30 protein-coding genes and 2 tRNA genes are annotated in these 26,574 nt (G+C 44.1%); 16 read left to right on the plus strand and 16 right to left on the minus strand.

Annotated features, from left to right (window positions below):
• Positions 1-108 precede the first annotated feature (108 nt).
• From R7E00_RS12425 to R7E00_RS12435, 3 genes are all read right to left on the minus strand, one after another.
• On the minus strand, positions 109-543 hold the full coding sequence (locus R7E00_RS12425) for a DUF962 domain-containing protein (RefSeq protein ID WP_005377800.1): 435 nt from the start codon (positions 541-543) through the stop codon (positions 109-111).
• Positions 544-662: 119 nt separating this feature from the next.
• The gene (locus R7E00_RS12430; RefSeq protein WP_005377801.1) at positions 663-1,016 is read right to left on the minus strand and encodes an MmcQ/YjbR family DNA-binding protein; all 354 of its coding nucleotides are present in this window, start codon (positions 1,014-1,016) and stop codon (positions 663-665) included.
• 23 nt (positions 1,017-1,039) lie between these two features.
• Positions 1,040-1,522: a MarR family winged helix-turn-helix transcriptional regulator gene (locus R7E00_RS12435; protein ID WP_005377802.1), complete on the minus strand. Its 483-nt coding sequence runs from the start codon at positions 1,520-1,522 to the stop codon at positions 1,040-1,042.
• 110 nt (positions 1,523-1,632) lie between these two features.
• Between R7E00_RS12435 and R7E00_RS12440 the strand changes: the two genes are divergently transcribed.
• Positions 1,633-2,520 (plus strand): DMT family transporter, encoded by an 888-nt coding sequence (locus R7E00_RS12440; RefSeq protein WP_064353868.1) that lies wholly within the window; start codon positions 1,633-1,635, stop codon positions 2,518-2,520.
• Positions 2,521-2,652: 132 nt separating this feature from the next.
• Here the strand turns inward: R7E00_RS12440 and R7E00_RS12445 are convergent, their stop codons facing one another.
• The 9 genes from R7E00_RS12445 to R7E00_RS12485 form a co-directional block, all read right to left on the minus strand.
• On the minus strand, positions 2,653-3,975 hold the full coding sequence (locus R7E00_RS12445; RefSeq protein WP_262606100.1) for an EAL domain-containing protein: 1,323 nt from the start codon (positions 3,973-3,975) through the stop codon (positions 2,653-2,655).
• 519 nt (positions 3,976-4,494) lie between these two features.
• The gene (gabT, locus tag R7E00_RS12450; RefSeq protein ID WP_206957281.1) at positions 4,495-5,766 is read right to left on the minus strand and encodes a 4-aminobutyrate--2-oxoglutarate transaminase; all 1,272 of its coding nucleotides are present in this window, start codon (positions 5,764-5,766) and stop codon (positions 4,495-4,497) included.
• Between the two features lie 14 nt (positions 5,767-5,780).
• Positions 5,781-7,208, minus strand: coding sequence for an NAD-dependent succinate-semialdehyde dehydrogenase (locus tag R7E00_RS12455; protein ID WP_262606101.1), 1,428 nt, complete (start codon positions 7,206-7,208; stop codon positions 5,781-5,783).
• 54 nt (positions 7,209-7,262) lie between these two features.
• Positions 7,263-8,345 carry an agmatine deiminase gene (gene aguA, locus R7E00_RS12460; protein WP_262606102.1) on the minus strand — a complete coding sequence of 361 codons (1,083 nt, stop codon included), beginning with the start codon at positions 8,343-8,345 and terminating at the stop codon, positions 7,263-7,265.
• Positions 8,346-8,357: 12 nt separating this feature from the next.
• The gene (gene aguB / locus R7E00_RS12465) at positions 8,358-9,224 is read right to left on the minus strand and encodes an N-carbamoylputrescine amidase (protein WP_140100406.1); all 867 of its coding nucleotides are present in this window, start codon (positions 9,222-9,224) and stop codon (positions 8,358-8,360) included.
• A gap of 17 nt (positions 9,225-9,241) precedes the next feature.
• Positions 9,242-10,519 (minus strand): NAD(P)/FAD-dependent oxidoreductase, encoded by a 1,278-nt coding sequence (locus R7E00_RS12470; protein WP_005377810.1) that lies wholly within the window; start codon positions 10,517-10,519, stop codon positions 9,242-9,244.
• A 37-nt stretch (positions 10,520-10,556) separates the two neighbouring features.
• On the minus strand, positions 10,557-12,041 hold the full coding sequence (locus R7E00_RS12475; protein WP_005377812.1) for an aldehyde dehydrogenase: 1,485 nt from the start codon (positions 12,039-12,041) through the stop codon (positions 10,557-10,559).
• Positions 12,042-12,076: 35 nt separating this feature from the next.
• Entirely contained in the window at positions 12,077-12,634 is a 558-nt protein-coding gene (gene puuR, locus R7E00_RS12480; RefSeq protein ID WP_262606103.1) for an HTH-type transcriptional regulator PuuR, read from the minus strand.
• 18 nt (positions 12,635-12,652) lie between these two features.
• The gene (locus R7E00_RS12485) at positions 12,653-13,399 is read right to left on the minus strand and encodes a gamma-glutamyl-gamma-aminobutyrate hydrolase family protein (protein ID WP_005377814.1); all 747 of its coding nucleotides are present in this window, start codon (positions 13,397-13,399) and stop codon (positions 12,653-12,655) included.
• Between the two features lie 340 nt (positions 13,400-13,739).
• On the opposite strand from R7E00_RS12485, the gene R7E00_RS12490 reads away from it, so the two are divergent.
• The 15 genes from R7E00_RS12490 to R7E00_RS12560 all read left to right on the plus strand — a co-directional run bounded on the left by R7E00_RS12490 (position 13,740) and on the right by R7E00_RS12560 (position 24,768).
• Positions 13,740-15,083 (plus strand): glutamine synthetase family protein, encoded by a 1,344-nt coding sequence (locus tag R7E00_RS12490; protein ID WP_005377815.1) that lies wholly within the window; start codon positions 13,740-13,742, stop codon positions 15,081-15,083.
• Between the two features lie 18 nt (positions 15,084-15,101).
• The gene (locus tag R7E00_RS12495; protein WP_005377816.1) at positions 15,102-16,577 is read left to right on the plus strand and encodes a Na+/H+ antiporter NhaC family protein; all 1,476 of its coding nucleotides are present in this window, start codon (positions 15,102-15,104) and stop codon (positions 16,575-16,577) included.
• A 248-nt stretch (positions 16,578-16,825) separates the two neighbouring features.
• On the plus strand, positions 16,826-17,509 hold the full coding sequence (locus tag R7E00_RS12500; protein WP_086046699.1) for a DUF4336 domain-containing protein: 684 nt from the start codon (positions 16,826-16,828) through the stop codon (positions 17,507-17,509).
• Between the two features lie 417 nt (positions 17,510-17,926).
• On the plus strand, positions 17,927-18,394 hold the full coding sequence (locus R7E00_RS12505; protein WP_005385757.1) for an Sbal_3080 family lipoprotein: 468 nt from the start codon (positions 17,927-17,929) through the stop codon (positions 18,392-18,394).
• Positions 18,395-18,458: 64 nt separating this feature from the next.
• Positions 18,459-18,791: a YnfA family protein gene (locus tag R7E00_RS12510; RefSeq protein ID WP_005377819.1), complete on the plus strand. Its 333-nt coding sequence runs from the start codon at positions 18,459-18,461 to the stop codon at positions 18,789-18,791.
• Positions 18,792-18,932: 141 nt separating this feature from the next.
• Positions 18,933-19,337 carry a DUF1801 domain-containing protein gene (locus R7E00_RS12515; RefSeq protein ID WP_171343234.1) on the plus strand — a complete coding sequence of 135 codons (405 nt, stop codon included), beginning with the start codon at positions 18,933-18,935 and terminating at the stop codon, positions 19,335-19,337.
• A gap of 153 nt (positions 19,338-19,490) precedes the next feature.
• A complete protein-coding gene (locus R7E00_RS12520; RefSeq protein WP_031780990.1) occupies positions 19,491-19,871 on the plus strand; it encodes a hypothetical protein in 381 nt (126 codons plus the stop codon).
• Positions 19,872-20,021: 150 nt separating this feature from the next.
• Complete coding sequence (locus tag R7E00_RS12525; RefSeq protein ID WP_053306918.1) at positions 20,022-20,522, plus strand: GNAT family N-acetyltransferase; 501 nt, start codon at positions 20,022-20,024, stop codon at positions 20,520-20,522.
• 98 nt (positions 20,523-20,620) lie between these two features.
• The gene (locus tag R7E00_RS12530; protein WP_005377824.1) at positions 20,621-20,872 is read left to right on the plus strand and encodes a TIGR03643 family protein; all 252 of its coding nucleotides are present in this window, start codon (positions 20,621-20,623) and stop codon (positions 20,870-20,872) included.
• Between the two features lie 395 nt (positions 20,873-21,267).
• On the plus strand, positions 21,268-21,657 hold the full coding sequence (locus tag R7E00_RS12535) for a lysozyme inhibitor LprI family protein (RefSeq protein ID WP_239939273.1): 390 nt from the start codon (positions 21,268-21,270) through the stop codon (positions 21,655-21,657).
• A 128-nt stretch (positions 21,658-21,785) separates the two neighbouring features.
• Positions 21,786-22,235 (plus strand): nuclear transport factor 2 family protein, encoded by a 450-nt coding sequence (locus R7E00_RS12540; protein ID WP_005377826.1) that lies wholly within the window; start codon positions 21,786-21,788, stop codon positions 22,233-22,235.
• 126 nt (positions 22,236-22,361) lie between these two features.
• Positions 22,362-23,000 (plus strand): hypothetical protein, encoded by a 639-nt coding sequence (locus tag R7E00_RS12545; RefSeq protein WP_239939272.1) that lies wholly within the window; start codon positions 22,362-22,364, stop codon positions 22,998-23,000.
• 205 nt (positions 23,001-23,205) lie between these two features.
• On the plus strand, positions 23,206-23,604 hold the full coding sequence (locus tag R7E00_RS12550; protein WP_031780991.1) for a VOC family protein: 399 nt from the start codon (positions 23,206-23,208) through the stop codon (positions 23,602-23,604).
• A gap of 165 nt (positions 23,605-23,769) precedes the next feature.
• Positions 23,770-24,408, plus strand: coding sequence for a DJ-1/PfpI family protein (locus R7E00_RS12555; RefSeq protein ID WP_262606104.1), 639 nt, complete (start codon positions 23,770-23,772; stop codon positions 24,406-24,408).
• Positions 24,409-24,537: 129 nt separating this feature from the next.
• Positions 24,538-24,768 (plus strand): hypothetical protein, encoded by a 231-nt coding sequence (locus tag R7E00_RS12560; RefSeq protein ID WP_005377829.1) that lies wholly within the window; start codon positions 24,538-24,540, stop codon positions 24,766-24,768.
• Positions 24,769-25,026: 258 nt separating this feature from the next.
• Here R7E00_RS12560 and R7E00_RS12565 read toward each other — a convergent pair.
• The 4 genes from R7E00_RS12565 to R7E00_RS12580 all read right to left on the minus strand — a co-directional run bounded on the left by R7E00_RS12565 (position 25,027) and on the right by R7E00_RS12580 (position 26,510).
• Positions 25,027-25,103, minus strand: a tRNA-Val gene (locus R7E00_RS12565).
• A gap of 33 nt (positions 25,104-25,136) precedes the next feature.
• A tRNA-Val gene (locus R7E00_RS12570) sits at positions 25,137-25,213 on the minus strand.
• A gap of 179 nt (positions 25,214-25,392) precedes the next feature.
• Positions 25,393-25,731 (minus strand): hypothetical protein, encoded by a 339-nt coding sequence (locus tag R7E00_RS12575; protein WP_262606105.1) that lies wholly within the window; start codon positions 25,729-25,731, stop codon positions 25,393-25,395.
• A 119-nt stretch (positions 25,732-25,850) separates the two neighbouring features.
• Positions 25,851-26,510, minus strand: a complete 660-nt coding sequence (locus R7E00_RS12580) for a DUF2726 domain-containing protein (protein WP_047100684.1) — start codon at positions 26,508-26,510, stop codon at positions 25,851-25,853.
• Positions 26,511-26,574 lie beyond the last annotated feature (64 nt).

Genomic DNA, 26,574 nt, shown 5'->3' on the forward strand with positions numbered 1-26,574 from the left:
ATGCTTGTCGTGGCAATAAGAAGGAGAGGTATTCTGTAGTAAGAGCTACATAATCTCTGAACGTTATATGTCTTGTGTAATTCGGATGATGCCTGATTTTGCTTATCGCTAGTGTTTTCTGAACACCCAAATCGGGCCGATGAGTAGAAACTGTAAATCCTCAAAAAACGACGGTTTTTTACCTTCAATCTTGTGACCGATAAATTGCAATATCCACAATACACCAAACAAGAGCATAGAAATATGCAGAACGGGCAACATCAATACCTCTAGAGACCAAATAAGGCCAATGCACGCTAATGTGTAGCCGATCATCATCATGAATACGCTCAGAGACAAACGAAAATAGAAAACCCAAGTGGGGATCACTGCTACCCAAACCCAATTAAGTTCGAAGCCTAATAATGAAATCTGGGGAATCGACCAAATAAGTCCAACCACAGAAAGGTAGATACCTGGAACTGCGATTGTGTGAATCTTTTGGTTAATAGGGTTTTGGTGACTCTCCCCGTATTCTTTTAGCCATTCAGATAATGCTCGCATATCATTCCCCTTTTCCACCTTCTTATTCTTATATAGCCCGAGGATGAAAAAGGTGCGAATTTTTCCGTAAAGGCTACGAGCAACGAGCGACAAAACAACAGAGGCCAGTGCGTTGCCGATTACTCACCAAGCAACGCTCGTTGTGCTTTCGGCAGCTTGGCAACGACAAGAGCATAAGAGCGTTCACACAAGTCTTGAATCAACCCATCCTCGACATCACCGTTAAAATAAACCGTTATCCAATGACGCTTATTTAAGTGATAACCCGGGATAATGTCCGTAAACTGCGACGTTAAGACTTCTCCATCTTCTGGTTTTACTTTTACGCTGACATACTCCCGACCGTTTCTCTCTGCAATGATGGCAAACATCTTGCCTTTGATTTTGTAAACAACCGCTTCAGGCCCAAATGGGAAATCGCTTTCTGCACACATGAAGGTACTTAAGTATTGTTCTAGTTCTTTGCTTTTCATATCCCCTACCTCCTTCTGCGTTCTCACTCAAATTGTGGCAATAGCAATTTTAACGCCTGGTTAACCTGCTCTTTTTCATTGCCTTCTAAACCATGTAATAACGATTGCTGAACGTCTACATGCTCCAAAATTAGCTTGTCAATTAAGGTTAAGCCTTGCCCTGTTAGTTCAACGGTGACGCTACGTCGGTCTTCTTTACTATGGGTTCTGGTAATAAACCCTTTCTTCTCTAGTTTATCTAAGCGATTAGTCATCGCACCCGAAGTGAGCATCATCGACTCTATTAACGCTGAAGGAGTAAGACAATATGGTGAACCAGCTCGACGCAGTGTCGCTAACACATCAAATTCACCCATTTTCAGATCGTACTTCTTATGTAGCTCAGCGACCCTAGATTCCATGTGTTTTGCAATTCGCATTAGTCGACCCATTATTGCCATCGGTTCAGTGTCGAGGTCTGGCTTCTCCCTAGCCCACTGCTCTACCACTCTATCAATTGCATCCATTATTTCTCTCCAAACATCATATATTTTTTATTTTAACATAAAGATACTTTACAAAAAGCCACCTTGCCGATATCGTTACATTTAATTATCTCTATATAAAGATATTTAACATGAACATTTTACTTGCGATGATTCCTGCCTTTTTTTGGGGGACGACTTACGCTGTTACTCAGTTTACTCTACCGGACTGGCCTCCCGTTTTACTTGGCGCTCTAAGGGCACTGCCTGCGGGTCTTTTGTTGCTGGCAATAAAGCCCTCGTTTCCGAAAAGAAGTGAGTGGAAGGTGCTGCTTGTTTTAGGAACCATCAACATCGCTTGCTTCTTTGGTCTCATTTTTGTCATGGCGTTGACGCTTCCTTCTGCCATCTCTGGTGTTGGTATGGTTTCGGTCCCCGTTTTTGCGATGCTGTTTGGTTGGGCGGTCTACAAACGTCAGCCTAGTGGCATTCAAGCGATAAGCGGCGCAACTTTGATTGCTTTAGCTTGGTTCTTATTTGATCCTAGCTCTATTTCTCTCGAACCCGTGGGCTTACTTGCGATGATCTCCGCCATTATGTGCATCGTGATAGGAAGTAGCGTAACAAAGTCACTAGGTACAAAAATGCACTGGTGGACAGTGCTAACATGGCAGCTCATTTTGGGTGGCGTGATTATGTCTATCGCAACAAGTGTGCTGGCGATAAACAATCCAGAGCCATATGTTACGGTCGTTCAGGACGTATCCATGACGAATATTCTAGGGTTACTGTGGGTAATTATTCTGAACACCGCATTAGGGTATGGCATGTATGTATGGTTATTACAGCGGATGTCGGTCGTAGATTTTACCTTTGGTGGTATTGCAAACCCAGTCGCAGGCATTGTTTCGGGCCTACTGCTATTGGGGGAAACGTTCACTCCTCTGCAATACAGCTTAATGCTGGGAATGATCGTAATGTCATTACTACCTCAGCTCATTACGTCAATCAAAACGAAAAGAGCCGCACTCTCCTCCTAAGTAACGTTAATTCCTAACACTCTAGGAGTAATGAGAGTGTTAGGAATCCTCAAGTGTGACCCCATCAGCAGAAATCAGCGCTAACCTAGGCAACTGACACCTTTAAAACGGTACGTTTTGACGTTATGGCTGTTAAGCGCTTGCAAGATTAGTCAGGGGCTCTGGTTTAGCGTAAACATAACCTTGAATAAGGTAAATCGCATGCTGAGCCAGGTATTCGACTTGAGCCTGGCTCTCTACACCTTCTGCAATCATCTCACATTCCGCTTTGTTCGCTGCAGACACAATTGAGTCCAGCACTTTCAATTTTTGGTCGTCAGATCCTATTGGATCAATGAACATCTTATCCACTTTTACACACCGGATGCCCAAATCTTGTAGGTAAGAAAAGCCACCATATCCGGTACCAAAATCGTCAATTTTGAACTTGTAGCCTTTATTCGTTAAATACAAAATCTCTTTTTTCGCGGCCTCAGTGTCTTTTACTGGTATTCTCTCGGTCAATTCAAAATGAATTCTATTAGAGATTGGCCAATTTAACTCCGACAGCAACTTCGTTAATACACCTGACTCTAAATGGGAGGAAACAATATTGATGCTGACCCACGTATGCTCGGGTAAGTCACTTAAGTCTTGTATGATTTTACGAATAAGCTGATTGGTCATCGAGATAATCAGGCCACTTTCTTCTGCAGCACCAATAAACATATTTGGTGGCACCATTCCATCACGCCGCGACCATCGAATCAGAGCTTCGTATCCTACTGTCTTACCATCGCGACTATCGACAATCGCCTGGTAGTAAGGAATAAATTCTGCATTACTAATCCCATTTTCAATTAGACCAGTAATGGATTTTCTCAAGCTTTTACCAGATATGTATGCAAAGGCAGTCGCAAGACCAGCAAGCACACTTACAAGACCGCCCCACAAAAATACTCTTTCCTGAGCATAATTTTTAAGTTTTTCACCGCTGTATATCTTGATGAGCATGTTGGCTTGAGACTCTCCTGAAAAGAAAAACTCTTTTGAGAGTGCGCTTTCTTCTCCTGCAATATTCGCTTTGCCACGGCTTATCGTTAAATCACCAAATATTGGTTCATCATACTTAAACTCTACAAATAGGCAGTCTTTGCAAGGCGTTTTTATTACCTCGTTAACCCAACTGTTATCAAGCACCCAGAAAACTTCAACGTGTTCATTATCATAAATGACCATCCACTCTATTTGGTCATTCTGTTGCGGCAAAATAAGTGATGCGAAAAAGTTCTCATCCATCTGAAATCGTTCACTACTAGATGGGCGAGACACTTCACTACCAACCGTGGAACACGTTTTTCCGCCTTCTGTGGTCATCGCAATAAAACGAATGTAACGGTTATAAAAACGTGGGTCGCGTAAAGTTCTTACATCACTATCACTACAAGTAAAATCTAACTGAGCAATCTGCTTCACTATTGCTCCGTCCAAATAGGCAGACCTTTGATTTAAATAATCTACGTAAGCATCTATTTTCGACGCTTTTACCGAGTTGACGTAAAAGTTGGTTATCGAATGAAAGGCCACTACAAATATGGCGATGGGAACTAAGCCGAGTAAAGTGGCATACCTTGTATTCTTTGTTATCAAAGTTCGTCCTGCTAATCTGACAAGCAACCTAAGTGGGATATGAATACTATCTCATTTTTATAGTCCAAAAAGTGAGGAATGACGCTCAATAAAATTATAGACTCAAGTGGCTTTCAGATGTCGGGATTTAGAATGCGAGCACCAAACCACATTCGAGGAGAACAAAGTAGCGACTAAGTGGAAAGTAAGAACGAGCCCAATTGTTAAGTCATCCGTAATAAAAGTGACGACTTGGAGCTTGAGCAATACTTTTTAGATAGGCAGCAGATACGCTAAAAAACAAAAAGGAAACGATTGATGCCAACCGCTTCCTTGATTTGTTATTGCTATTTAAAAGCGCGTGAATTACGCCACTTCAAGAATCACTTTTTCCAACTTATCTAAGCCTTCGTTCAGTACGTCAGATTCGATGGTCAGTGGAGGCAACAGACGAATCACGTTCGCTTTTACCCCACAAGAAAGCAGGATAAGACCATTTTCTTGCGCTTTAGAAATCACCGATTTGGTCATCTCTTGTAGCGGCTTACCTGATTCTGGGTCAGTAAATTCAATCGCCATCATCGCACCCGTAGTACGGATTTCACCAATAGCAGGCACAGATTGTTGCAGTTTGGTCATACGTGCATTGACCACTTCACCGATGCCCATCGCTTTAGCACACAAATCTTCTTCTTCGATGATTTTCAGCACTTCAAGACCAGCAACACAACCGAGTGGCGAGCCTGCATAAGTACCACCTAAACCACCAGGCAGTGCGGAGTCCATTACATCCGCTTTACCAACAACAGCTGAGATTGGGAAACCACCAGCAATGCCTTTCGCCATTGTCATTAGATCGGGTTCAATGCCTAGGTACTCCGTCGCAAACATTTTACCGGTACGGGCAAAACCCGTTTGGATCTCATCCGCAATCAGCATGATACCGTGCTTGTCACACAGCTGACGCAAGCCTTGTGCAAACGCTTCAGGTGCTTTGTAGAAGCCGCCCTCACCTTGTACTGGCTCGAAGATGATCGCCGCAACACGTGATGGTTCAATATCACAAGCAAATAGATCGTCGATCGCTTGTAAGCTTTGCTCAACGCTGATGCCGTGAAACGCATTTGGGTAAGGCGCGTGGTAGATTTCGTTCGGGAAAGGACCAAAGCCCGCTTTGTACGGCGCAACTTTACCAGTTAACCCCATAGTCATGTTTGTGCGACCGTGAAAGCCGCCTTTAAACGCTATCACGCCGCTACGACCTGTATGAGCACGTGCCACTTTTACGGCATTTTCGACCGCCTCGGCGCCAGTAGTAAGAAAGATCGCTTTCTTCTTAGTCTCACCTGGTGCAAGTTCTGTCAGCTTTTCAGCCAGCTCAACGAATGACGCGTACGGCGTAACCATCGCACAGGTGTGCGAGAAGTTGTCCAACTGAGCTTTTACCGCTTCACTGATACGTTTGTGAGAATGCCCGGTGTTAGTTACCGCGATGCCCGCTGCAAAGTCTATGTATTTGTTGCCTTCGATATCCCATACGTAAGCGTTTTCTGCTTTCTCGACGTAAAGTGGGTACAGTGCGCCCATGCCTTGAGCGATAACTTGGCTTCTTCTTTCGTGCAGTTGTTGGTTTGTCATTGTTTTGTCCTTAATTAGTTGCCGCCAAAGCAGAGATATTTCACGTCCATGTATTCATCGATACCTTGTTTTGCACCTTCACGTCCGATACCGGACTGCTTAACACCACCGAAAGGAGCCACTTCAGTAGAGATCATACCTTCGTTAATGCCGACCATGCCGTATTCGAGCGCTTCTGCGATTTTCCAAACACGGTGAATGTTTTGGCTGTAGAAGTACGACGCAAGGCCGTAGATGGTGTCGTTCGCCATTTCGATCAGCTGTTCGTCGCTGTCAAAACGAATCACTGGCGCGACAGGGCCAAAGATTTCCTCAGAGACAATCTTCATGTCGTGAGTAACGTCTTTGAGAACCACTGGCTGCATAAATAGACCATCGAGCTTTTTAAGTTCTGAAACCGGCTTCGCACCTTGCTCGATAGCACCATCGATCAACGCTTGAATGCCTTGCTTCGCTGACTCGCTGATCACTGGACCAATGTTGACCCCCTCTTCCAATCCGTTACCAACTTTGAGCTGCTGAACCGCAGCGTCGAACTTAGCAACAAACTCGTCATACACTTTGCTATGTACGTAGAAACGATTCGCACACACACACGTTTGACCTGCGTTACGGAATTTCGACGCCATCGCACCCGCCACGGCTGCATCAATGTCGGCATCATCAAATACGATAAACGGCGCGTTGCCACCGAGCTCCATTGAGGTACGTTTAATGTCCGCCGCGCTTTGCTGCATCAGCACACTACCAACTTGGGTAGAGCCAGTGAAAGACAACTTGCGAATCAACGGATGCGAAGTGAAAATAGCGCCTACCTGACGTGAATTTTCACCGAGAACCACTTGCAGCACATCGCGTGGGATACCCGCTTGATAGGCAAGCTCTGCGACCGCAAACGCAGACAGCGGCGTAGATTCAGATGGCTTCACCACAAAGCTACAGCCTGCCGCTAAAGCTGGCGCTGCTTTGCGCGTGATCATCGCGATTGGGAAGTTCCAAGGCGTAATCGCACAGGCAACTCCAATTGGCTGTTTGATGGTCACCAAACGCTTGTCTGCACTTGGCGCAGGAATCGTCTCACCGTAGGTACGTTTCGCTTCTTCAGCAAACCATTCGATAAAGCTCGCGCCGTAAAGCACTTCACCTTGAGCTTCAACCAGCGGCTTACCTTGCTCTAACGTCATTAAGCGGCCAAGGTCGGCTTTGTTTTCTAACAGAAGTTGGAACCAACGATTGAGCATGCCAGCGCGCGTTTTTGCTGGCAGTGCCGCCCATTCTTTCTGCGCCACACTGGCGCGTTCAATGCCATTTAAAATGTCGTTTTCGGTTGAGACTGGTGCGTACCCGAGGAGTTCTCCGGTCGCCGGATTAGTCACTGCAATGCCCTGTTGTGGATTCGCTACCATAAACGAAACAAGGCTTTGGTTGTGTATCTGTTGCATGGTCATTCCTTTTGACAACTCATCATCGCCGCAGATTCTACGGCGAGCTAATGTTTAAGCGGGAATCTGCTGCGTAATGCAGTGAATGTTCCCTCCGCCAAGTAAAACCTCTCTCGACGGTATCGCGATGATTTGGTACTCCGGCATCGTGTTTTGCAAAATACCTATGGCAATGGCGTCGGTTTCTTCATCCAACATTGGCAAGAACACATGCCCGTTGACGATAAGAAAGTTGGCATAGGAGGCACTTAGGCGTTCGCCAGCTTGTCGACTCATTCCTGAACTGGCGTCGATACCATTGGCTTCTCGCTCGCTGTAATGCAGCGGCCCCGGTAATGGCAAACGGACAATTTCAATCTCGCGCCCTCTCGCATCGTGCTGAGATTTCAGTACTTGTTCCGCTTGACGAGATAACGCGTATTGCGGATCGCTTGGGTCATCGGTCCAACTTAGTACCACTTTACCCGGGGCGATAACGTGCATCAGGTTGTCGATATGGCCGTCTGTTTCGTCATTGAATAAACCATTTGGCAACCAAATGACTTTTTCGATACCGAGGTACGCCTTTAACTGCTCTTCGATTTGCGCTTTGCTCAACTGCGGATTACGTCCTGGGCTGAGTAAGCACTCCTCTGTGGTGTAAAGGGTGCCTTCACCATCGGTGTGAATCGCCCCACCTTCAAGTACAAACGGTGCGCGGTAATAATCAATACCGATGATGTCGCACACCGAGCCAGCGACAAGATCGTCCTGCTGCCAGTTGTCGTAAAGCCCGTTGTATTCGCCGCCCCACGCGTTGAATTGCCAACTAATCCCACGGCGCTCGCCCGCTCGGTTAACAAGCACGGTCGGCCCGATGTCTCGCATCCACGCATCGTTAAATGGGATTTCCACCAAACGTACATCTGAGTGAAGCATTTGACGCGCTCGGTCAAAGTTGTGCGAGCACACCGCCACACACACTTTGGTCACTTCCGCGATTAAGTTCGCGATTCTGGCGAAGGTTTCTTGCGCGGGTAATGCGTCATCACGCCAATTGTCTTTCCTTTCTGGCCACGCTAGCCAAACTTCACTAACCGGCTGAAACTCAGCCGGAAAATAGAAGCCATCTTGCGCTGGTGTTGTCGATAACTTCATACTAGCGCCTCTTTAAACAGCTAGCTTGCCAACGCTGGTGTAAAGGTCTGGACGACGGTCGCGGAACAAGCCCCACGCATGACGCGCTTTCGCTGTCGCAGCGAGATCGATTTCTGCGTAAATGATGGTTTCACCTTCACGTGGTGCTTCGGCAATTTTTGCACCAGTGTGGTCAGTGATAAAAGAAGAGCCGTAGAACGTGGTCTCAATACCATCATCGACCTCAGTACCCACTCGGTTTGACGCGATGACTGGAACGAGGTTTGCTGCCGAGTGACCTTGCATCGTACGTTGCCAGTGATCACGTGAATCCAGTGTTGGATCTTGAGGCTCAGAACCGATTGCCGTTGGGTAAAAAATCGCTTCCGCGCCGTGCAGAGCCAAGCTGCGAGCAAGCTCTGGAAACCATTGGTCCCAGCAAATGCCAGCACCGAACTTACCGAACTTGGTTTGCCACACTTTGAAACCGGTATCGCCAGGGCTAAAGTAGTACTTTTCACTGTAGCCCGGACCGTCAGGAATGTGTGACTTGCGGTAGTTATCTAGTACCGTGCCATCGGCATCTATCATTACTAGCGAGTTAAAAAACGTGTTGCCCGCTTTTTCAAAGTAGCTAACAGGAATAACCACGCCGAGTTCTTTCGCCAGAGCGCTCATCTCTTTAATGAGACGACAATTCTCCGTTTCTTCCGCAAGCTCGAAATACTTTGCTTCTTGTTTTTTGCAGAAGTAAGGCGCAGCGAACAGCTCTTGCGGAAGAATCACGTTCGCACCGTTTTGTGCTGCTTCACGAATCGCCTTTTTTGCTTTGGCTAAGTTATCTTCCAGATCCCAGCTTTTCGTCAGTTGAAGGGCTGCAAATTTCACTACTTTGCTCATTTGATATTCCTTATCTCTTAAATCGCCAGTTTGTCACGTAGGTTATAGTAAGCCGCGCCCATTGCCGTAAACGGAATTTGGAAGTGGCGGCCACCCGGGAAGGAGTAATGTTTCAGTGCAGCAAACGCGTCGAAACGTTCTGCGTGTCCGGTCAGAGCTTCGGCCAGCAACTTACCTGCTAGGTGAGTACACGTTACACCGTGACCGCTGTAGCCTTGGAGGTAGTAAATGTTGTCTGCAAACGAGCCAAATTGCGGCATGCGTGAGTAAGTCAGCAAGAAGTTACCCGTCCAGGTGTAATCAATCTTGATGCCTTTCAATTGTGGGAAGACTTTTTCCATCTTCGGACGGATCAGTGCTTCGATGTTTTCTGGGTCACGTGCGCCGTAAACCACGCCGCCTCCGAACAACAAACGCTTGTCGGCAGTTAAGCGGAAGTAGTCAAGTAAGTAATTACAGTCTTCAACGCAGTAGTCGCTAGTCAGCACTTGTTTTAGCTGCTCATCACTCAAAGGTTGAGTCGCCACCACTTGCGTGCCACACGGAATCGCTTTGTTGCTGATGTTTGGTGCCAAACCACCAAGGTAGGCGTTACCTGCCAGTACCACGTACTTGCTCTTCACGCTGCCTTTCGCCGTTTTCACTACTGGGTTAATACCTTTATCAATCGACACGACCGCCGACTGCTCAAAGATTTGACCACCTAGAGACGTAAACGCAGCAGCTTCACCCAATGCCAGTTTAAGCGGGTGAATGTGACCACCGCGCATATCCAGTAAGCCGCCAGTGTATACTTTAGTGCCTACCGCTTGTTCTACCTCTCCTGCGTCAAGCAGAGTCAGTTGGTCGTTGCCGTAACGCTCCCAGTTCTTCTTATGTTCTTCTAGCCCTTTGAGTTGTTTACTGTTCAGTGCCGTGAACAAGCCGCCTTGCTTGTAATCACAGTTGATGTCGTATTTGTCGATCAGGCCACGGATGATATCGCCGCCTTCAAAAATCATATCGCACAGAGCTTTGGCTTGGTTTTGGTCGTAACGGCTTTCAATCACGTCAACATCTCGGCTGTAGCTGTTAACGATTTGGCCACCGTTACGACCAGTTGCTCCAAAGCCCACTTTTGCGCTTTCTAGCACAACGACTTTAAAACCTTTTTCTGCAAGGTGTAGTGCAGAAGAAAGACCAGAAAATCCCGCACCGACGACACACACATCGCACTCGATGTCGTTTTGCAACTGTGGGTATTCCGGCATGTTTGGCACAGAGTGCGCGTAGAACGAATCCGTATGCTTGTTCATAGAACTATTCCTTTATTTATCGTAATCGTCAGCAGGCTTAAGGATGGAGGCGAATCCAAGTGGTTTTGGTTTCGGTGAATTTTTCAATCGCGTGGAGAGACTTGTCTCGACCATTTCCACTCATTTTGAATCCACCAAATGGGACCGTCATGTCACCTTCGTTATAGTTGTTGACCCAAACCGAGCCGGCTTGCAGTCGTTTTGCTACGCGATGAACGCGGTTGATATTGCTACTCCAAAGTGCAGCACCTAAGCCGTACTTCGAATCGTTAGCGATCTCAATTGCTTGCGCTTCGTCTTTGAATGGAATGACACACAGCACCGGACCAAAAATTTCCTCTTGAGCGACACGCATCTTGTTGTCGACGTTGTCTAAAATGGTAGGGGAAACAAATGCACCTTGCCCATCGACATCGCCGCCACAACGTACGTTTGCACCTTCTGATTCACCTAACGAGATGTATTCCAACACTTTTGATTTATGATCTTGGTCGATGAGCGCTCCCATGGATGAACTTGGGTCCATTGGGTCTTTTGGCGTGAACGCTTTCGACGCTTGAATAACTTTTTCTAAGAACTGATCTTTGATGCTTTCGTGAACAAGCAGGCGGGTTGCCGCGACGCACACCTCACCTTGGTTGTAGAAACACCCTGCGGCGGTTTCTGCTGCTGCGCGGTCTAAATCATCACAATCTTCAAACACGATGTTCGCGTTCTTGCCGCCCGCTTCTGCAAACACGCGCTTTAGGTTGCTCTCACCCGATCTGACCATCAGTTGGCCTGCAATGCGCGTCGAGCCTGTGAAGGCGATGCAGTCTACGTCTTGGTGTTTCGCCAGCGCGTCGCCAGCTTCATGACCAAAACCCGTAACGACTTGGAAAACGCCTGTTGGTAAGCCCGCTTGAGAAGCAAGTTGACCTAGAAATATCGCGGTGAGAGAAGATTTTTCTGACGGTTTTAGAATCACGCTGTTACCAGCGGCTAAAGCAGGACCAAGCTTCCAGCACGCAAGCCAAAGGGGGAAGTTCCACGGTACAACCGCAGCAACCACACCAATTGGTTGATGAGAAATAAAAGCGTGTACATCTTTTTCGGTTGGGGCAACTTCGCCGTATACTTTGTCGATTGCTTCTGCGTACCAGCGTAATGCACTCGCCGCACCAGGGATATCGGTAGAGAAGCTGTGAGAGATAGGCTTACCGGTATCAAGCGTTTCTAGCAGAGCCAATTCTTCTTGGTTTTGATCAATCAAGTCAGCAAACTGTTTAAGCACTGCTTTGCGATGAGCTGGGCTGCTCTCGCTCCACTGACCGGATTGAAATGCTTGGCGAGCGTATGAAACCGCGAGATCAACATCTTCATTTTGGCAACGGGCGATTTCGGTGAATATCTCATCTGTTGCTGGGTTAACTACCGGGATGGTTTGCCCTGTTAAAGCGGCACTGTATTCACCGTTAATGTACGCCCTGTTTTCGATGTTTAGATTGTTTTTTAGTTCAATCCATTGCTCTTGGGTTTTCATACGCTCTCCTTGTGATCACACAAGGCAAGCCCCCACTAAAATGTGGTTGGCGTATGCGCACTTATCATTCGACAAGCCTTGTCTGTGTGATTTTTAAATCGATGGGGCTTCGTCGTATCAATAATGTACGACTCGCCCGCTGTTATGACATGAGATTGCCCTTTATATTCCAGAGTGATTTCGCCCTCTAATACGGTGCCAATCTCTTCGCCTTCGTGTTTGATTTCTGCCGCACCAGTGGTTCCATAAGGTGCGTATTCCTCGATCAAGAATCCGATGACTTGATCTTTGTCGCCATTCGTTACCAGTTTCATGGACACCGTCTCGCTTCCGATTTCCACAAGATCTGACGGCTTGATGACTACTTTCACTTCATCGTTCGAAGGTTGTTCAAAAGTGAAAAACTCTGATAACGATAAAGAAAATACATTAACGATTTTTTGTAGTGAGCTGACCGACGGGCTCACTTTGCCATTTTCAATGGATGAGATTGCACTGTGGGTAATACCAGCGCGCTCGGCTAGTTCCCTTTGTGACAATCCATGTTTTTTTCGTAACTGAACAATATTTTTACCAATCTCTTGATTGTCCATTCATACAGCTCCAAACGTTTAACGAGAGGTAGCCATCATAAATTCATTGAACAAAATTTGAGAGAAATGATTGGTTTTTGCTTCCCATTCTGGGTGCCACTGCACGCCAACGAAAAATTTTTGATTAGGAAGACTAAATGCTTCTACCAAGCCATCCGGGGCTTTAGCTTCTACTTGTAATAGAGGAGCAAGCTGATCGACGCCTTGGTTGTGTAGTGTGTTCACTTCAAAGAAGGTGGTGTTTTCCCAATGATTTTGCACCAGCCATTGTTCAAATAAGCTCTGTTTTTGAACTAGCACAGCGTGTGCTGGCGCGTATTTTTGTTCGAAATCTTCAACAGGCGCTTCACGATGGTCATTGAAGCCGGAGTCATGAACGGCTGGGTTTAACGAGCCACCGAGTGCGACATTCATCTCTTGAAAGCCGCGGCAAATACCAAGGCACGGAATGTTTTGGTCAACCGCATGACGAATTAACGTGAATGAGAGCTCATCACGAGCTTCATCTTTGTAGCTCTCTTCGTGCGTTGCATTGTATCGATGTGGCGCAACGTTAGAGTGGCTGCCAGGAAAAAGAAAACCATCACATATGTCTAGGATGGTGGTTACGTCATCGCCCGACATGTCGGGAGCCAACATAATCGGTAGTCCTCCAAAATCCTTTATGGCGCGAAGGTAAAAGTCGTTGACCGCTTGTATCTGATAGCCACCCAACTCTTTAGCGCAGCTAACCACACCAATGATGGGTTTGTGTGTATCTGCCATGATATGTCCGTGTTCAATTTATTTAACACAAACCCTACAAACCATGTACAAAATTATCAACACAGATGACCATTATTATCGTCACAACGTGATCTGACGCACTTTTTAGGCTTCAAAACTGAATATTTATGCTCATTATATTGAACAAAACAAAACCAACTGTTACAAAATAGTTAACAGAAAGACATAAAAACCAGCCGTTAAACATCAAAAGCACAGTGTAAGTGCATGTTTAAATTAAAAATAACCTGAAAAACAAACAACTCGTTCAGAGTGCTGTAATTTATTTGTTAATTTGGTTATTTCTAATTTCTACTCGTCAGGCTATTTGGAGAAGAAAATGGAATCGTATCTACAGGAAGTACAAAATTTTAAACAAAAATGGCCCGATATTGAATTTATCGATCTCATCTTTACCGATATAAATGCCACCCCAAGAGGAAAACGCATCCCGATAGATGCTCTAGAAAAACTGAATAAAGGTGTTGCCCTCCCCCTTTCGACCATCACCCTAGATACCAAAGGTAACGTCGTTGAAACGGCCGGGTTGGGAGAAGATCTCGGAGAACCAGATAATCTCTGCTATCCAATCAGCGGCACCTTAATGCCGACGGCAAAAGAACAAGTTGGTCAGCTACTGCTTAGTATGATGGATGAAACCGGGCAGCACCCTAACCCACTGTTCATCCGAAACATTCTCGCTTCTATATTGCAAACACTGCATGCTAAAGACCAATATCCTTGTGTCGCGCTCGAGCTGGAGTTCTATTTAATAGACAAAACCCGCGGCGAAAATGGCGAACCATTAACGGCAATTAACCCCACGAAAAAAACTCGAGAAAAAGATACCGAGGTTTACGACCTTGATGGACTAGATGACTACGCTGATTTCTTGGCCGACCTTAATCGAATTGCATTAGAACAAGGTTTAAACACTTCCGGAGCCCTATCTGAATCGGCACCAGGGCAGTTCGAAATCAACTTCAACCATTCTAAAGATGTACTTCGAGCATGTGATGAAATCATCATCGCAAAACGCTTGATTCGCCAGGTCGCTCATCAGCACGGATTTGACGCCACATTTATGGCGAAACCTTTTAGTGAGCAAGCGGGTAATGGCATGCACATTCATCTCAGCTTGGTTGATACAGATGGTAACAACCACTTTAGCCAATCAGACGGTCAAGCGAGCGCCTTCTTCTATCAAACCATGGCAGCGATGCTGTCACAAACATCCGATGCCATGGCTCTAATCTGTCCTAACGTTAACTCTTACCGTCGCTTTGTTCCTGGCGCTTACGTCCCAACCAAAGCCGATTGGGGAGAAAACCACCGCGGTGTTGCGTTGCGTGTGCCTATCAGCGATAGCAAAAATCGCCGTATAGAGCATCGTATAGCAGGCGCTGACGTTAACCCATACATTCTCGCTGCAGTAGTACTTTCCGCAGTATTAGCGAGTGAAAGCTACACCAAAGATCAATGTCCACCGACTCTCAGTGATGATGCAATTGAGTTACCTCTGCGTATGTCAGAAGCTCTAGAGCGACTGGAGCACAGTGAGCTGGCTCAATACATCTCAAGAGACTTTATCGATTTGTATCTAGCTTGCAAACAGAGTGAACTCGCAGAATTTGAGCGAGCGATTACTCCATTGGAAATCGACTGGATGTTGCACTCGGCATAAACAAAGGAAATGAACTTTATGACTACGCAGACCAAGGCGCTGGATGCGCCTCTTAAAATCAACTCTCAACACATTATTGTTTCTTTAATCTCGGTTGCGACGTTTGTCTTTTTTACCACAATCGGTTTGAACCATGAGGAAGGCGAAGCCTACGGATGGATGAGCCTTTTACCAACGGCGTTGGTATTGGTCTTTGCGCTGACAACACACCGAACTGTGGAAGCCCTCTTTAGCGGCGCTATTGCCGGTGTTCTTCTGCTTAACCCAACTGAAGCGGTAGAACAGATTGTTGATATTTCCATGAGTGTAATGATGGATGAAACTATTGCCTGGATCATCCTCGTTTGTGGTTTGATGGGCGGCCTAATTGCTATTTTGGAGAAAGGCGGCAGTATCTTAAGCTTCTCCGACATGTTGGTCACGAAAGTAAAAAGCCGTAAGCAATCGATGCTGATGACCTTTGCGTTAGGTATTCTGATCTTTATCGACGATTATTTGAATGCGATTGCAATTTCTTCCTCAATGAAAAAAGTTACGGACGGTTACCAAATCTCGCGTGAAAAACTCTCATATCTTGTGGATTCAACCGCCGCGCCTATCTGTATCCTCGTACCGATTTCCACTTGGGCAATTTTCTTCAGTTCGTTGCTAGAAGCAAACGGAGTAGCAGAAGCGGGAGATGGTATCAAAGCATACATTGAAGCTATTCCATACATGGCTTACGGCTGGGTAACGCTGGTGATTGTTTTGCTGGTTGCAATGGAAAAGATCCCAGATCTAGGTGCGATGAAAAAGGCAGAAAAGCGTGCGAAGAATGGTCAAGTTCGTCCAGACGGTGCAACAGATGTCGACTTTGGTCCCGATGTATCTGCACATACCAACCCAACCATGGGCCTTGTCAACTTCTTGTTGCCGATGATCGTACTCGTTGCCGCAAGTTGGTACTTTGGTATCGATCTACTTGCTGGTGTTTTCGTCGCGCTAATCTTTACTATTAGCTTTTACGGCGCACAAAAACTGATCTCGATGAACGACATGTTCGAAGCTGTTTATGATGGCATTAAGGTTATGCTACTGCCGCTTGCGACCGTTATTGGTGGTTTCATGTTGAAATCGGTCAACGACTCATTGGGCGTCACACAATATGTCATTGAGACCGTCAGCCCTTACCTGTCAGCGTCTTACTTCCCGGCGATTATCTTTATGATTACGGGCGCGTTGGTATTTGCAACGGCATCGTCTTGGGGAACGTTTGCAGTAGCGATGCCAATTGTTCTACCTTTGGGCGAACAGCTTGGTGTGCCTCTACACTTAACCGTTGCAGCGCTGCTTTCAGCATCAGCGGCAGGGAGCCACTCTTGTTTCTTTAGTGACTCAACCGTGTTATCTGCACAAGGCTCAGGCTGTACAGCAATGCAACACGCAACCACACAGTTTCCTTATGCGTTGATTGGTATTGTTGCAACCGCGATTTTCTTCTTCATTATCGGTTAGCCCCTTTATCTAATTGCAAAGCCCTGCTCAAAAATAGCGGGGTTTTGTTCTATCAAGTCAAATGATCCTCTTAAAACTACTTTACGCCGTTCAGTATAAAAATACTCAAAGACATACAGCTGCACTCAATAAGGGTTTGGTAAACCTAATATTTTTGGTTTACGCTTAGCGAAGCGTTTATTGTGCAGCAAGGCAGCTTTTGAGTAACTTAAATGCCGCCTTAATACAGTGTTAACGGTTGGAGAGACATGAAAAAGTTAGCCCATGAGATATGGATATTTGACGGAGATCCCGTCCAATTCTTAGGACTCCCATACACCACTCGTATGACTATTGTTAGGCTTTCTGATGGTGGCCTTTGGGTTCATAGTCCAATTCAGTTATCAAATTCGATTAAAGAGCAAATCAACAATCTAGGCCAAGTGAAATACTTAATCGCTCCTAATCATTTACACCACTTGTTCTTATCTGAATGGGTATTTGCCTATCCTAGCGCAGAAATTTATGGCACAGATGAAGTCATTAAGAAGTGCCGTGATATACACTTTCACGCTTCACTTAACCAAGGCGGTAATGCTTGGAACTCTGAGATTGAACAAGAACTATTTTCTGGCTCTCCATTAATGGAAGAGTGTGTGTTTTATCATCGACTTTCAAAGACCTTAATTGTTACTGACCTCGTCGAGAATTTTTCTGGCCAGGACTTTAACTACTGGCAGCGGTTTGTGGCTAAAGGGGCCGGTATTCTTGCTCCGAATGGAAAAATGCCTTTGGATTGGCGCCTAAGTTTTATGTTTAGCAAACAAGAGGCTCGAAAACACTTAAATAAATTGCTGTCTTGGAAACCTAATATATTGGTTATGGCTCACGGTGAAATCGTCCTTGATAATGCAGACGAGTTCTTACAGCGCTCTTTTAAGTGGCTAGTATGAGACAACATTGAAAACTCACACAACAGAATAGACAAGAAGCTATTTTAAAACATTAGGCCCTTTTAGCTTAGTCTTAGGGACCAATTTACAGCACTACACGTTATGTTTAACGATAAGCTCCCCTATTCCTCTTAATTGAGCATTATGCAGCAATTTAAAATTCCGTTAGAATTGCACTTCAAAAACTTCAATGCGAAGAATTCTGGACATTGATACGGACATAAGTTCAAGAGTTAACATAACGCAATAGCAATCTCTTACTAATTATTTTGCATCGAGACATTGGCATACTCCCGAAACAAACCCTTCTACTCTAAAGGTTTTGTTAATAACAGTTGCCATGCTTGTTAGTTATTCTCGTTGAACTCAGTATCTTGAAGTTGTTTGAATATATAAATTTAAAAAAAGAGACATAAGATGCACAAAAAACTCATCATTCTAAGCTTGCCTATTCTATTAGCTGCATGTGCGGCACCAAAGTATACGGTAGAAACAATCTCGAAAGAAAATCAGAGCAAGGAAATCACCATCGTAAAAGACAACGCCACGCGAGATGTTTTCTTAGATTCGATGCAAGACTGGTGTTTGGATACCGCCCATAAATGCACAGTCGTAAGCGACGGCACGCCTCCTGTTAGCTCTGAGCTAACACTTACTTACGTATCACGCTGGAGCTGGGATTTTAGAACATTTATCGCTGATGCTCAGATCAAAGCCTACAAAAATAACGAAAAAGTAGGACAAGTTGAATTTAAAGCACCAAACAGCGCGAACCCAGATAAATGGGGTAAAGACAACAAACGAATCATTTCGATGATGGATTTGTTATTCGGTAAACAAACCGTGAGTGAGGCTCAATCCAAGATTAAGCTGGGCGAAATGTAATGAGCCGAACAATTGCCCATTTAACAAGCATCATATATTTGTAGAGAAAGATAGGAATGTTTAAGTGACTGAAGTCAAAACCATTGGGCTTTTCTTTATAACCGCCATTGCAGAAATATTAGGCTGCTACTTACCTTATCTCTGGTTAAAGGAAGATAAGTCAGTTTGGCTTTTGGTACCAGCAGCGCTATGCCTTGCTATGTTTGCTTGGCTTCTATCTTTACATCCTACCGCAACTGGCAGAGTTTATGCCGCTTACGGTGGTGTCTATATTTTTGTCGCAATTCTATGGTTGTGGTGTATCGACGGCGTTCGACCAACGCTCTGGGACATAGTGGGGGTTTCTGTCGCTATGCTTGGCATGTCAATCATCATGTTTTCACCCAGAGCATCCTAAACGTAACCGAGGGAAACCCTTACGCTTAGTATTTTGGCTATGTGCTAGATTTATTGATTAATAACATTATGACGTAATTGCTACATAGCCAAAGTACGCTTGGGCTTCACCCCAAAACAACGCTATTTATAGGAGATACCAATGAACCATGCAGTGAAGGCAAGATTTGATGAGTATCCAAAACATGTGCGTATTCGGATAGAAGAGCTACGAAATACCGTCTTAACTATCGCTTCTGAATTAAAACTGGGGGAAGTTGAAGAATCTCTAAAATGGGGAGAGCCAAGCTACAGTGTGAAAACAGGTAGCCCGGTAAGGATGGATTGGAAACAGAAAACGCCTAGTCGTTATTATCTGTTCTTTAATTGCCAAACTAAGCTCGTCGACACATTCCGCGAACTGTATAGTGACTCACTTGAGTTTCAGGGTAATCGAGCAATAATTCTATCTTTATCAGCACCTTTGCCAGAAGCTTCAATCAAGACCTGTTTAGAATTAGCATTAACCTATCAAAAGCGAAAGAACTTACCTCTTTTAGGTATGTAAAATCGCTTAATAAAACTATTTACGGCCGATTAACCATATTCAACTACTCTACCTTTGTATCCTTTCTAATGCTTCCGCAGTAAAGTTTTAGATTAAGTGGTCACGTTAATAGCGCCGTAACCAAACTAGTAATATCGAAATAAAGAAGAGTTTATGAAATCAAAAATCTTGTTCTTACTTATGCTTGGAGCTCATTTCAATGCTTTTTCAGCGACGAACTATCAAGTCAATGTGGTAGTAACAGAGCCTCAATCAACATTCATTTTTCCGACTTTTGAAATATCCTCTAAAGGAAAAAGCAAAACCAGTTTTGTCGACGGCTGCACGTACTTAGGAACCCTTTCAGAACCGAGCAAAAATAGCATACAGCTTGAAGCTACCATGTCATGCAACCGAGATGGCGCTACGTCAAGGATGGAAATGCCGGTATTTGTACTCAACTCCGAGGGTCAAAGCGCGAGTTATGATCTTGTAGAAAATGGGGTCGTGATGTGGAAATATTCTGTAGAAGTTAAGCCGTCACTTAAAAAGTGATATATCAGAAATACTAAAGTAACAATCAGCACTATTAACCGCCGTTTAAGTGTAATAGGTATATTCTTTACGACTTAATGACGTTACTTGTTGCCGCAAGTCTCCAACTCATGTACAAAACAGCCCTAATTTTAATAGGAGATAAGTGGCATGAATTTAATTGTACGTCAGGTAACTTTAGGTGATGCTGAAGGCATTACAAACGTCCTCAACCCCATCATTATTGAAGGTTTATACACTGTATTAGATACGCCTTTCACACCTGAAGAAGAAAAAGAGTTCATTACTCATTTCCCAGAACGGGGCGTGTTTACAGTCGCTTTATCCGAAAATAGCTCACAAGTCATAGGTTTCCAAAATATCGAGCCATTTGCACAATATACAAAAGCTTTTGACCATGTTGGCATAATTGGTACGTTTGTTAGTGACGGTGCTCGTGGCCAAGGTGTGTCTAAACAGCTTTTCAAATCGACATTCGAAGTAGCCAAACAAAAGGGTTACGAAAAACTATTTGCGTACGTTCGCGGCGATAATGAGCGAGCGTTATCAGCCTATCTCAAACAAGGCTTCGAAATCGTAGGGACCGCGAAGAAGCATGCAAAAGTTCGTGGGAAATACGTAGACGAAGTCCTCATTGAGAAGTTTTTGTAGGTGTTAAGTCGCTAAACACTAAGCACGCATATAAGAACATTTGAACCAATACTCAATTTCCGTCGTAGAAATGTCTTTTCTAAAATAGGTTATTTGAAATGAAACTGACCTCGGAAACTGAGTCAAGAATAATAGAAATGGCATGGGAAGACCGCACCCCATTTGAGGCTATCGAATTTCAATTTGGTTTGAATGAATCCGACGTGATTCAGTTTATGCGTAGCCGGCTCAAATCAAGTAGCTTTAAATTGTGGCGTAAAAGGGTTTCGGGGCGCAATACAAAACACAACAAGCTACGAAACTCAGACATCATTAGAGGTTATTGCCCAACTCAATATAAGCCGCGATAGCGAACTGCACTTGGCATAAATTTTTATTACGAATCGCAACATTTATCGCCCTACCTTTGAATCAAGGAGGGGAATATTCACCACTTAATTCAACCTAGGTGTTTCAGGGCGATAATAAATTCAATGGGAGTCATATTAACATCCTCAGACGCCATCAAACTAATGATTCCACAGAAAAGATTAACACCAAACGCCCACTAAAAATAACTCAGATTAAGGCGTCATTTAATCCGTGTATCAATCTTCTTTTACCTTCTATTTAGGCACTAGAATCACTAACCTTCTATTTTATCTTTGAAGGCACAGATAAAAAGAAGCATGATTAAAAAGGAAAAATAGCGGATAACGGTTTAACAAGCACTCGGAGCTTGGAGGCAATTTTGAACAAATTACTAATGATATTTGCGTTGGTTTCTTTACCTTGCTTGGCCTCTGATGATGTTGAAGATCCCTGCAAAGTAAAAGGCGGTGGCGTTATGGCTGGTTATCAGTGTGTAGAAAAGAAAATGGAATCTGCAGATAAAGAGCTTAACGAAAGTTACAAGGAAGCAATCACTAGAATAGGTGAGGAAGAAAAAGCACTAAGGGAAACATGGTCTCAGACCGAACTGGTAGAGCCATTTCGAAAGGCCCAAAGAGCTTGGCTAAAATACAGAGACGCCGAATGTGAATTTACGGGCCTGTCTTCCACACCTTCACCCTGGCAAGGTGTCCAGATTGAAGAATGTAAGTTAAGAATGACGTTAGAACGCGTCGAATACTTCAATGGTGTATACGTAGGCTAAACGGATTACATCTAACAAGGCACTTCAATAAGATTCGCAACTCTTGGCAATTTCAGTTTAAATGTACTCTGTGTTTAAGATGCAAGCGTTCAGGTTGTGCGTAAAGCTTATATGGGTGTGAAATAATTATGGAAAAAGACGATTTAGTTGGGCTAGTAGTTAAGTATTTCGAGAAAATAGATGCCGGTGATCCTAGCTATCTGGATCTATTCTCAGAGGATGTTGATTTTTTCTTTCCTAAATTTGGGCAAGCGAAAGGAAAGAGTGCCTTAGTGGAGTTTGGCAATAGGATTGGTAGCTCGTTGATTAGTATCTGGCACGACATAGACGGCTTTCAAATAACGACTGCTGGAAACAAGGTCATTGTTGAAGGACAGGAAGGCGGCGTAATGAGTGATGGTACCTCTTGGCCGGACAACAAAGTTTCCACAGGGCGTTTTTGTAGTGTATTTGAGTTTGAAGGAAAAATGATAAGTCGTATGTTTGTGTACGTAGACCCTGACTTCCCGAGTCGAGATTTTGAGAGAATTTCCGTGCTGTCAGGCGAGAGCAACGTGCGACAAACTGTTCAAGCCTGAATACTACCGCTACCGCATAGCATCTTTGTTATGCGGTAGTATTCGTAGTTAAGGTGTGTTAAGGGCTTTGGCATTGCTTTACTCGCACCTTATCAGTACGTTAGCTATATTCCCTTACTGATAGAAATGCTACTTTCTTCAATCGTCCTGTATTATGATAATGAAAAAGATTGCACTAATTTTAAAATTAAAATGAACCAAAAATTTTTTCTAAAACTACTCTCTGTCCCTTTTCTTCTAACCGGTTGCCAGTCTACGCAAAGCCAGCTTCAGCCTATACCTGAAAACGTATTATCAAACCTATCGACTCAATGGGCAGTGGTAGAGGCCTGTTTTCACTCCGATGCTTATAGCTTAGAGCAATCCGTAAACTATCGAGAGGCCATTAACTATTCTTTTTCTACTTGGCTAGTCGATCAGTCCGATATCGATCAGTCGGTAAATGAAGCTCGTGTAGCGTTATCAGAATATCAGTCTCAGAATGATGGTTTAGGAACAACATGTAAGGATTGGCACCTACCCCTAGAATCTGGATTGCGAGAAGTTAACAATCATAAGAATCAAGTGGCGATAGACCAGCAGCGAGCACATGAAATACATAAAGCAAACGCTTCTAAACCTGTGACGTATTCAACACCAGCATCTACTTCGACTAGTAATTTTGTTCACTGTTACAAATTGGAAGACGTTAGCTTGAATAAGAACATTCAAACCTTTAATGGAATGATATGCCCTATAGGCTGGCTTAAATATTATGGCTATTAATGTATTTGATTAATACAGCACTTAAGAATGAACTCTAAGTTTAATTTTTAGTTCAAGATTGGGTTTCTTGTTTACAATGTTATGTTTCCAGTTGGATTACCGTATTCGAATAGATTGACGAAGTTAATCAATATATGTGTATTGATGCTTACTTTTTATCGAGTTATCTTTGTTTGATAGCCATTAAAACGAGTAAGGAAACAAAGTGACTGTGTTAACAAAAGGCATACACCACGTAGGTTTAACCGTATCTAACCTAGAAGCAAGCGCGAAGTTTTTCACTGAACAATTAGGTTGGAGTGAAGTAAAAAGAAATCCAGACTACCCGGCAATATTTGTGAGTGATGGGCATATCATGCTTACACTATGGGCGGCTAAGGCTGATGCCGCCACTCCATTTGACAGAAAAACGAATATTGGTTTGCATCACTTAGCTTTACTCGTAGAGACTGAGAAGCAACTCTATGAGTTGCGTGATCAATTTATGGCGTCGGGAATCGAAATTGAGTTTGGTCCCGAGCTTGTTAAGACAGGACCCGCAAAACATTTAATGTGTTACGACCCAAGTGGTATTAGGGTTGAGTTTTTCTGGGCGGGCTCATAAAACAAACATAACAAAGTTTTATAATAGGGATTTGGTACACATGGCATTGTTAGTTTGCACCGCCTTTGGTATTTAAGGTGCTTAGCAGAAGCTTGTGTATCGAATGCCCCTCCCCTCCTACTACACATTTTGCGACTTACGAGTAAGTCCAAAAGGATAAATGTTATGTATAAAATCGGCGTTGTTTTATTTGATGATTTCACGGATGTCGATTTCTTTCTTATGTATGACTTGCTGGGGCGCACAACCGACAGTTGGACAGTAAGTATACTTGGAACTAAATCTGAACATCATTCCCACCTCGGTATGAAAGTTAAAACAGACGGACACCTTTCTGAGGTGACGAATCAAGATGTCGTTCTTATTACAAGCGGCAAACGGGGTATTCCAGCCGCTTTAAAAGATGCTGAATTTATGTCAGCGTTGAATCTTGATCCAAATAGGCAGCTAATAGGTTCGATTTGTGCGGGATCATTCATCCTCCATGAACTCGGTTTACTAAAAGGCAAGCGATTAACAACAAACCCAGATGCAAAGGATGTTCTACAAAGTATGGGAGGAGATGTTAAGGATCTGCCTCTCGTGATAGACGGTAATGTAGCGACGGCCGGTGGCTGTCTTTCACTGATGTATCTAATTGGTTGGTTAACAGAGCGGCTATTTGACTCAAACAAACGAAAAGCTATACAAAATCAATTGATACCTGCTGGGCAATTAGATCTATTTGAAGAGCTTATTGCCACAACTATTCAATCAGCAGAGTTAGAAAGCTCGGATAACAAGGCGTTAAATAATCATTCATAACATGTGGTGTTTTACATGACATTAGTTTTAGTGTTTAGGGTAAGTCACACATCAGTCTTGTGTGACTTACCCTTGAACATAACGCCACTTGGGGAAATTAACTTACAGGGAGTAAATCAATTGGTAAAAATGTACGGTTCTGAAGAGACAAGAGCGTTTTGCTGTAACTGTAAAGAAGTAACGCTACATCGGTACGAAAGCTTCTCTAAAGCGCAGGAAAAGACCGAGAAAAAAGCTAAAGGTTTCTTCTCTGGTCTATTTGCAGCAATAATTGGCTCATTAATGGAAGGCGAAGCGACTGGTGACTACAAATGTACAATATGCGGCACCAATCTTCACACGCCAGATAATTTAGATTAATAGTCAGTGTCTCTAGTGCCACAGCAAGTGGCACGCAACACAATTTATAGACGGCTCTAGTGGGTTTGAAGCGTATGCACCTTATGCATTGCATTTAGGGTTTTGAGGTTGTGTTGCGGATCAGGTAGTGCGCTTTTATCTTTAACAAGGGGCTAACGCAGAGCAAAAACAAGGGACAAGAAAAGAAGTAGTTTTATTTGAGTATTAATGAATTACAGACACAAAAAAGCCCACCAAAAGGTGGGCTTTTTTAAAATTTGGTGGGTCCGGGCGAACTCGAATCGCCGACCCCTACCATGTCAAGGTAGTACTCTAACCAACTGAGCTACGGACCCAAATTTTTATGTTCCTAACCATTCAATTCAGAATGGTGCGTCCGAGTGGACTCGAACCACCGACCCCCGCCATGTCAAGGCGATACTCTAACCAGCTGAGCTACGGACGCATTTCTCTGGAACGACGAGGATATTAGCTATAAGCGAACGGTGGTGCAAGCACAAATTTACCAACTTTGAACCGTTTGGCGAAAATGTAAACTCAACACGCGTTTTCAGATGATTTTATCAGCAAAGCTGAATCCTTCATGGATTAAAAGTGTGATCTATATAACTTTTATTATCTCACTTAATTGTCGTAAGGCACTTCACTGAGCATCCAAATCTGTAAGGTTTGCGGTACCTTAGGGCAAGTGCCGAACAAAATCTGATATTTAGGTTTAAATGGTTCGCCGATATAGGTTGTACGAATCAACTCTCCTGTTTTGACGTCCACTTGAGTGCTCACCCTGCCTTTGAAGTTTTGAAATATGACAAACTGCTCACTGTGGTAAACCATTTGCTCTCGGTAAAACAAGAAATGATCTTGGGGTGTCTCTGTCAATTCACACTCTAGTGGTTTCAAATTAGGTATCGCACTAACATTAGATGCGATGAACAATGCTGACAAAATCCATCCGTATCGCATATGGCTGCCCTATTCTGCACTCTTTTTCAAAGTATAGGTCTTGCCTTGAGGACAGATACAAAAAAGGCTTTGATCATCTCTAATCAAAGCCCCTTATTTCTGCTGGTTAATTGTCGTGTTTAGTCATCCGCCTCAAACACAACGTTATAATTTTCGGTGTATGTACAATTCGGCTGACGGCTACAAGTAAAGAAACGTCTCCCTTTGAACTCACCTTGGCTTGCGGTTTTAATGATCATCGGACTGCCGCATTTTTTGCAAAAGCGCACTTCTTTATCGGGCTCAATCAAATCAATGTGTGCCGCAAGCAAACGACGTAATCGCCCAACTTGATAACTGTGCTTTACCGAGGCGCCAATTAAAGGCAGGTTGGCCGTCTTACAAACATGAATCAATAACTTTTGTCTTTCTATCTTACCCTTGTTTAGCTCCTGCCCATTATCCAATTCAACGATAACGCGCGGCTCTAGTGTCCTTGGGTCACAAATAACGTAATCAAAATAGCTTCGAGATATACGATTGTTCGCGACAAAAAACTGCTTCTTATTTTTGATTTCTTTCGGCGTAACCAAACTGGACATGTTTACTTTCGCGAATACTACGGCATGCTCCCCGACCGCCGCTCTTAACGCATTATAGAACGCACCCTCTTGACCTCTGAGCAGAGGGCCTTTCGAGCGATAAGGATAATCACGCGTGTCATCGTGCTTAATCACGTACTTTTGAATAACAAAGAAGAATAAAACCAGAAGAACAACAATGATAAAAATGTTGGTCATAAATAAAGTGCATCCAAAACAACTCGTTGCTCAAAGCGTAAATGGAAATGTTATGCAGAGCAAC

It is taken from the genome of Vibrio sp. Vb1755, from assembly GCF_033338635.1.
Lineage (GTDB): Bacteria > Pseudomonadota > Gammaproteobacteria > Enterobacterales > Vibrionaceae > Vibrio > Vibrio alginolyticus.